The sequence below is a fragment of the Methylosinus sp. Ce-a6 genome, assembly GCF_009811655.1.
Taxonomy (GTDB): Bacteria; Pseudomonadota; Alphaproteobacteria; order Rhizobiales; family Beijerinckiaceae; genus Methylosinus.
Genome location: NZ_BGJX01000008.1, coordinates 139,788 through 147,390, shown reverse-complemented (window position 1 = coordinate 147,390; position 7,603 = coordinate 139,788). Strand labels below are relative to the sequence as shown.

Genomic DNA, 7,603 nt, shown 5'->3' with positions numbered 1-7,603 from the left:
GGCTGGGCTCCGCAGACCTCGCTCGAGCAGCTGATCCATGAGATGGTCGACGCCGATCTCGAGCGCTTGAAGCGCGATTCGGGGAATCGATGAACCGAGGAATGGCGCCCCTGTCGACGGCCCGTTTCGAACGCATATTGATCACAGGCGGCTCCGGCTTCGTCGGGCGCTACATGCTCGACGCCTTGGCGCGCGACTATCCGTCCGCGCGTCGCGTCGCGCTCGCCCGCGCCGGCGAGGCCGCGCCCGACCCCGGCTGGAGCGCGGCGGCTTTCGATCTCTTGAATCCCGCGGAGGTCGATGCGGCCATCCGCGAGGCGCGCCCGGATCTCGTCGTCCATCTCGCCGCCCAATCCTCGGCCGCGCGATCCTTCGTCGCGGCGGAGGAGACTTGGCGCGTCAATTTCATCGGCTCCTTCAATCTCGCCTCGGCGCTCGCGCGTCACGCGGCCGAGGCCGTCCTGGTCTTCGCCTCCACCGCCGACGTCTATGGCGCCAGTCTGAGCGAAGGCGCGGCGCATGAGGACATGGCGCCGCGGCCGCTCAACGCCTATGCGCGCTCCAAGGCCGCGGCGGAGACGATGCTCGCCGACGTGCTGCCGCAATCCGCGCGGCTCGTCGTCGCGCGCCCCTTCAGCCATATCGGCCCGGGGCAAGACAAGCGTTTCGCCCTCGCCTCCTTCGTCGCGCAGATCGTCGAGATCGAGAGCGGCCGCGCCGAGCCGCGCCTCTTGGTGGGCGATCTCTCGGTGCAGCGCGATTTCCTGGACGTCCGCGACGTCGTCGACGCCTATTCGCGGCTCATCGCCGTCGCGCCCGGCCTGCCGTCGCGCAATGTGTTCGACGTCGCATCGGGGACGACGCGCTCGCTCGCCTCGATCGTCGAGAAGATGCGCGCCCTCGCGCGCCGCGAGTTCGACATCGTCGTCGATCCCGCGCGGATGCGTCCGGCCGATATTCCGATCGCCCGTTGCGCCGCAGCCAAGCTGCGCGAGACGACAGGCTGGAGCCCTCGACGGACGATAGAGGAAACGCTCGTCGATCTGCTCGACTATTGGCGCGCCGCCTCCGAACGGACGCGATGACCGGCGGCGACCGCGAGCGGCTCGAGGAGCGCAATCGGCTGCTCGAGCATCAGCTCGATTATCTGCGCGCCGAGCTGCTGCATCTCGTTCATGAGCGCGAAAAAAACGTCTATTCCGCCGCCTGGCTGATCTTCCGGCCGCTGCGGCGCGTCGAGGCCGCCCTCGTCGATGCGCTCGCTCCGCTGTTTCGTCGCCTTTCGCGAAAGCCCGCCGCTCGCGCCGCCGAAGCGCCCGCGCCAGACGCCGGCGAACGGAGCGCGGCGCCGCCGAAGACGAGAGCGCGGCGCCTGCTCGTCGATGTGACGGCGACCGCGCGGCGCGACGCCGGCACCGGCATTCAGCGCGTCGTCAAGAAGATCACGCAGGCGCTCTATCGCGACGACTCGCTCCCCATTCCGGCCATCGCCGTGCGCTGTGAGGGCGGACGGCTGCTCACATGCGAGGCTTTCGTCGCTTCTCTCACCGGCGGCCTTGCCGACGCCGATCGGGAGATCGCGATCGAGCCCGGCGATCGTTTCTTCATGCTCTCGGACAGCTGGAACGCATTCGAGGAGTTCCAGCCGGTCTTCGCCCGCATTCGCGCCGGCGGCGGCGAGATCGTCACCTGCGTCTTCGATCTCATTCCCGCCCTCTATCCGCACGCCTGCCATGAGGTGACGCCGCCGCGCTATGACGCCTGGCTGCGCCGCGCGCTCGTCGAGAGCGACGCCTTTCTGGCCATTTCGCGCACTGTCGCCGAGGAGCTGGCCGCTTTCGTGGAAGAGAGCCGCCTGCCGCATCGCCCGGGTCTCGCGATCGGCTGGTTCCATTGCGGCTCGGACATAACGGAGGGAGCGCCCGCCGCGCCGCGCGCGCAGATCGCCGCGGCGGCGGCCGGCGACGCGCCGGTGTTTTTGAGCGTCGGCACATTGGAGCCGCGCAAGGGCCATCGCGTCGCTCTCGCCGCTTTCGAGGCGCTCTGGCGCAAGGGACGCGACGCGCGGCTCGTCTTCGTCGGGCGGCGCGGCTGGTTCGAGGAGGCGATCGCCGCCGAAATTCTCGGCCACGCCGAGCTCGGACGGCGGCTCTTCTGGTTCGATGATGTGGGCGACGGCGAGCTCGCCTTTCTCTACGACAAGAGCAGAGCGGCGCTCGTCCCCTCCTACGCCGAGGGCTTCGGCCTGCCGATCGCCGAGGCCGCCCGCCGCGGCCGCCCGACGATCTGCAGCGATATTCCCGTGTTCCGGGAGGTCGGCGGCGCGGGCGCCCTCTATTTCCGCGTCAATGATCCGCACGCCCTGGCCGAGCGGATCGAAGAATTCCTCGACGGCCGCGTCACAGCGGATCCGGCGGCCGTCAGCCGCGCCTCCTGGGCCGAGGCGGCGCGCCGCGTCGTCCAGGCGATCGCGGCGGAGGATTGGAGCAAAAGGCTGCCCTGAGACGCCTTCTCGCCCTCTCTCCTACGAAGCCCCCCGAGACGCTCGACGAGTGACTCCCTTCCGAGGGCCGCAGGCGGGGAAAGGAGGAAACGCGCCTCACACCAGCGGCCCCGCGCGCGCCTCGATCCGCACCGCGCTGCGGCCGCCGCCGCGCTTCTCCACCCTGATCTGCACGGGAATGCGCTGGCGCAGCGATTCGACATGGCTGATGACGCCGACCTTGCGGCCCTGGCCGTGCAGCCGCTCGAGCGCGTCCATGGCGACGTCGAGCGTCGATTGATCCAGCGTGCCGAAACCCTCGTCGATGAACAGAGTGTCGACGAAGGAGCCGCGCCCCTCGAGGCTGCACAATCCGAGCGCCAGAGCGAGCGAGGCCAGGAATCTCTCGCCGCCGGACAGCGAGCGCGTCGAGCGCCGCTCGTCGCAGAGATCGCGATCGACGATCTGCAGGCCGAGATCGGCTGTGTCGCTCGCCGATCGCTCGAGCCGATAGCGCGTCGTCAGCGTCGCCAGATTGCGATTGGCGAGCGCGACGAGATGCTCGAGCGTCACGCTCTGCGCGAAGCGGCGGAATTTGTCGCCGCTGGCCGAGCCGATGGCTGCGTCGATCTCGGCCCAGCTCTTGTGCTTGGCCTCCGCGGCGTCGATCTCGGCGCCGAGGGTTTCGGCGCGCCCGCGCGCGAGATCGTCGGCGGCGAGTCTTTCGCCGATCTCGCCGAGCCGCCGCGCGAGCGCCTCCAGCTTCGCCTCCGCTTCGGCGCGGCGCGCGTCCAGGACGGGAACATCCTGCTCCGGGCGACCGGCGGCGAGCGCTTCGGCGAGGTCGCGGGCGCGCGCTTCTTTCTCGGTTCGCGCGGCGGCGACGGCGGCGTCCGCCGCCTCCAGCCGCTCGCGCAGGCCGGCGCGCTCCTGCGGCGCGACGGCGAGCAGCGCGAGCGCCGTCTCTTCGTCGATCCGCTCGGCGCCGAGCGCCGCGGCGAAATCCTGCGCCGCAGCCTCGCTGCGCGCGCGCGCCTCCGCGAGCGCCTCCGTCGCATGGGCGAGGTCGCGTTCGGCGCCGGCGTGTCGCGCTTCGGCTTCCGAGCGTCGCCGCATCGCCAAATCCAGCGCCTGCTGGGCGAGGAGACGCGCCTCGTTGCGGCGCGCGCGATGGATCGCCGTCGGCTCGCCGCCGAGCAATTCGCCGCGCCGCGCGCGCAGCTCGGCGAGCGCCGCCGCGCGTTCCTCCCATTGCGTCGTCGCGCTCGCTCGCGCCTGCGCGCAGGCGCGCGCTTCGACCCTCAGCTCCGCGAGCCTCTGCGAGAGATCGGCGACGCTGCGCTCGGCGCGGGCGGCGTTGTCGCGCGCGTCGCGAAAATCCGCGCCGCGCTGCTTCAGCCGCCGCGTCGCGCTCTCGAGATCGCGATCGAGATCGGCGGGCGAAAGGTCGCAGAGCGGCAGAAAAGGCGCGAGCGCGCGATCGACGGCGCGCAACGCTTCCGTCGCGGCGGCGCGGGATTGGCCGAGACGCGAGGCCTCCTCGCGCGCGGCGGCGATGCGCGAGAGAATATCGTCGCGCCTTCGTCTGCGCTCGTCTGTCGCGGCGGCGAGGCGATCATATTTCTGGCGCAGCGCGTCCATATCGGCGCGCAGCGCGCGCGAACGGGCGAGCCGATCGTCGAGCGCGACGCTCTCGCGCTCGATCGCCCCGTCCAGCATGTCGAGCGCCGCCGCCTCTTCGATCGAATCCGGCGGGCCCGGCAGCGACTCGTCGCGCCAGCGACCGCGCATGTCCTCATAATTCGTCGCGGCGTCGGCGCATTCGGCGAGCGCCTCGTCGCGGCGGCGATTCGCATCGGCGGCGCGTTCCTGCGCCGCGACGAGGCGGCCGCTCGCCGCGGCGATCGCGCGCTCCGCTTCCGCTATGTCGCGGCGCAATCGGTCGCGCCGCGCGCGCAGCTCGGCGATGAGCGCGTCGGCCGCCTCGCTCGAATGCGCATGGGGATGCTCGCGCGCCCCGCAGACGGGGCAGGGCGCGCCCTCGACGAGGCTCGCGCGCAGCGCCAGCGCTTCCCTCGAGAGGGCGGCGTCGGCGATCTCGCCCAGCCGCTCGACCTCGCCGCGCTTCGCCTCGCCGATCTCGCGCGCCGCCTGCGCCTGTCGCAGCGAAAGCGTCTCGCTTTCATGTGCGGCGCTCGCGCCTTCCAGCTCCAGCGAGGCGCGTCGCAAGGCGTCGCGCGCGCGCGCATGGCGCTGCGCCTGCGTCTGCATTTGCGCGAGAAGCCGGGCGAGCGCCTCCAGCGCGCGCCGCCGCCCGCTCGCCTCCTCCTCCTTCATCGCGACGAGCGCGGCGCCGCGCGTTTCTGTTTGCTCGACGAGGGCGCCACGCTGCACATCGGCTTCGCGGTCGGCGAGCTCCAGCGCGGCGAGCTCTCTGTCCGCGAGGTCGATCTCGCCGGCGAGCTCTTCCCCTCGCGCGCCGTCGCGTGTAAGCGACTGCGCCGCCTCGCTCCGGCGCGCGAGCCAATCCGCGATCTCGTCGAAGCGCGCGAACAGCGGCTCCGCCGCGGCAAGACGCGCGAGCGCCGCGCTCGTCGTTGTCGCTTCGGCCTCGGCCATGACGACTCGCTCGGCCAGCCCCGTTTCTTCCGCCGACTTCTGCTCAGCGCTTTGCGCCGCGTCGCGCGCGAAACGCTCGGCTTTGGCCGCCTCCTGCTCGGCGGCGAGGATTTCGGCGTCGAGACGCTCGGCCTGCGACCATATCGGTCCGAAGGTCTCGAGCTCGGCTTCCGCCGCCTCCGACCCTTCCCGCTTTTGCGCCGCCTCGCCACGCGCCTCCTCGAGCGCCGCCTGCGCCGCGGCGGCGGCTTCACGCGCGGTCTTTTCGCGCTCGCTCGCTCGGACGAGAGCCTGCGCGGCGGCGTCGCGCGCGGCGAGCGGGGCGCGCAGCGGCTCGGCGAGATCGAGGCTTTTCAGCCGCGCGCGCGTCTCGGCGAGCGCCTCCTGCGCGGCGCGCGCCGCCTGGTGATTCGCGTCGGCGTCGGCGACACGCGTCTCCGCTTGCGCGATCGCCTCGTGACGGCGCAGCAGCGCCATGGCCTCCTCGCGCTCGCGCGCGGCCTCCGCGCGGCCGGCCTCCGCCGCTTCGCGTTCGTTCTCGAGCGCGGCGCGCGCTTCTTCCGGCAAGAGGCCGACCTCCTCGCGGCGCCGGCGCAGAATTTCGAGCGCTTCGAGGGCGGATTTGGTCCGCAGATAGACGCGCTTCGAAATCTCCGCATAGACGGAGGCGCCGGTGATCTTCTCGAGCAGATCGGCGCGCTCTTTCGAATCGGCGCGCAGAAAGGCGTCGAAATCGCCTTGCGCCAGCAGCACGGTGCGGCGGAACTGCTCGAAGGTGAGATCGGTGAGCTCGACCACCTTGGCGCGCACCGGCTCGACGCCCGAGGCCACCGCCGCGACGATCGCGCCGGTTTCGTCGATGCGATGCAGCGCGCGGCCGCGCTGCTGCAGATTGCCGGTGGCGCGGCCTCTCGCGCGCCCGATGTCGCAGCGGGCGCGATAGCGCGTCCCGTCGCGGCCGAGGAAATCGACCTCCGCGAAGCCGCGTCCGGCGCCGCGGCGCAGAATGGAGCGCGGATCGGCGGCGCTCATCGTCTGCCCGCTCGGGTCCGGCACCGCCTCATTGACGCCCTGCGCCGCGACGCGCGGAAAAGCGTCATAGAGCGCGAGGCAGAGCGCGTCGAGAATCGTCGATTTGCCGGCGCCCGTCTCGCCGGTGATGGCGAAGAGGCCGGCGCCGCGCAGCGGCTCCTGCTCGAAATCGATCTCGAAGCGCTCGGCGAGGCTCGCGAGATTTTCGCCTCTGATCGCGAGTATGCGCATCTATTCCTCCGCGGCGGCGGCGTGGAACAGCGTCATATGCTCGCTCGTCGGCTCGGATTTATGCGTCAGCGCGAAGGCCTCGCGGAACAATTCCACCGGCTGGCGTTCGGAGAGCCGCAGCGCGGCGGGCGCCGGCGCCTCCGTCTCGCGGCGCGGCGGGCGCTCCACTGTGAGCGAGGCGAGACGGATCGGAAATTTCTCCGCTATCGCATCGATTTCGGCGTCCAATCCAACGATCGGCCCGTCGGCGGCGACGGTCAGATGGACGAAGGGCTTGTCGTCGGCCGGCGTCGCGGGACCGAGGCCGAGCGCGGCCAAGGCCGCCTCGACATTCTCGCGCGCGAGGCCGCCGCGCGGGGGAATGCGCAGGCAGGGCGTCGGGCGGGGGAGCGGGACATGCTCTATCGTCGTCGCCGCCCCCTCGATCGCGACGATGGTCACGCCGTGGTTATAGTCGATCTCCGTCTTGGAGAGCGGAAACAGCGAGCCGGAATAGCGGACGCATTCGCGTCCGACCGACTGCGGGCGATGCAGGTGGCCGAGCGCGACATAGGCGATGTCTTCCGGAAAGACGTCCGAGGGAACCGCATGTTCGCCGCCGACGAGGATGCGGCGCTCGGCGCCTTCCGATTCGAGGCCGCCCGCGACATGCAAATGGCCGGTGACGACGAGCGGCGCCGCGCCGATGCGCGCCCGCGCGGCGGCGATGAGCTCGGCGTAGAGCGCGCGCACGGAGCGCACGACCGGCGAGCCCTCGCTCGCGCCGTCGAGGATCGGCAGATCGGCGGCGCGCGGATAGGGCGCGGCGAGCAGATGCGCCTCTATCGCGCCGCCGGCCCCGCGCAGCGGCAGGAGATGGACGCCGGCGTCGATCTCGCCGTCCTTGCGCGCGATCGTGCCGACGCCGGCGACATTGACGAGATCGAACAGCGCGCGCGGCGCTTCTATGCGTCCGGCCGGATCGTGATTGCCGGCGAGGAGGACGATCGTCGCCGCGGGCAGGGCGGCGCGCAGCTCTTTCAGCGTGTCATAGAGGAGCTTCTGCGCCTCGGCGGAGGGGTTGAGGCTGTCGAATATGTCGCCGGCGACGATCACCGCGTCGACGCGCCGTTCCGCCGCGAGGGCGACGAGGGCGCGCAGGGCCTTGCGATGCTCGGCTTCGCGCGGCCAGCCCTGCAGCTGCGCGCCGAGGTGCCAGTCGGCCGTATGGAGGAGAGTGAGCAACTCGGCGCCTTCCGT

4 protein-coding genes are annotated in these 7,603 nt (G+C 71.6%); 2 read left to right on the top strand and 2 right to left on the bottom strand.

Annotation, left to right across the window (positions count from 1 at the left end; genetic code table 11):
- Nucleotides 1-101 precede the first annotated feature (101 nt).
- Together Mspo_RS07990 and Mspo_RS07985 are read left to right on the top strand one after the other, a co-directional pair.
- The gene (locus tag Mspo_RS07990) at nt 102-1,085 is read left to right on the top strand and encodes a GDP-mannose 4,6-dehydratase (protein ID WP_201281652.1); all 984 of its coding nucleotides are present in this window, start codon (nt 102-104) and stop codon (nt 1,083-1,085) included.
- Nucleotides 1,082-2,503: a glycosyltransferase family 1 protein gene (locus Mspo_RS07985; protein ID WP_159728553.1), complete on the top strand. Its 1,422-nt coding sequence runs from the start codon at nt 1,082-1,084 to the stop codon at nt 2,501-2,503. Before Mspo_RS07990 ends, Mspo_RS07985 begins: the two co-directional genes overlap by 4 nt.
- A gap of 96 nt (nt 2,504-2,599) precedes the next feature.
- On the opposite strand, the gene Mspo_RS07980 is transcribed toward Mspo_RS07985, so the two are convergent.
- Together Mspo_RS07980 and Mspo_RS07975 are read right to left on the bottom strand one after the other, a co-directional pair.
- Complete coding sequence (locus Mspo_RS07980; RefSeq protein ID WP_159728551.1) at nt 2,600-6,364, bottom strand: AAA family ATPase; 3,765 nt, start codon at nt 6,362-6,364, stop codon at nt 2,600-2,602.
- Nucleotides 6,365-7,588 (bottom strand): exonuclease SbcCD subunit D C-terminal domain-containing protein, encoded by a 1,224-nt coding sequence (locus tag Mspo_RS07975; RefSeq protein ID WP_159728549.1) that lies wholly within the window; start codon nt 7,586-7,588, stop codon nt 6,365-6,367. It lies immediately after the preceding gene.
- Nucleotides 7,589-7,603 lie beyond the last annotated feature (15 nt).

Excerpts from the sequence above, each read along its gene's own strand:
- Mspo_RS07980 (WP_159728551.1), bottom strand. The coding sequence starts at position 6,364 with ATGCGCATACTCGCGATCAGAGGCGAAAATCTCGCGAGCCTCGCCGAG.
- Mspo_RS07985 (WP_159728553.1), top strand. The coding sequence starts at position 1,082 with ATGACCGGCGGCGACCGCGAGCGGCTCGAGGAGCGCAATCGGCTGCTC.
- Mspo_RS07990 (WP_201281652.1), top strand. The coding sequence starts at position 102 with ATGGCGCCCCTGTCGACGGCCCGTTTCGAACGCATATTGATCACAGGC.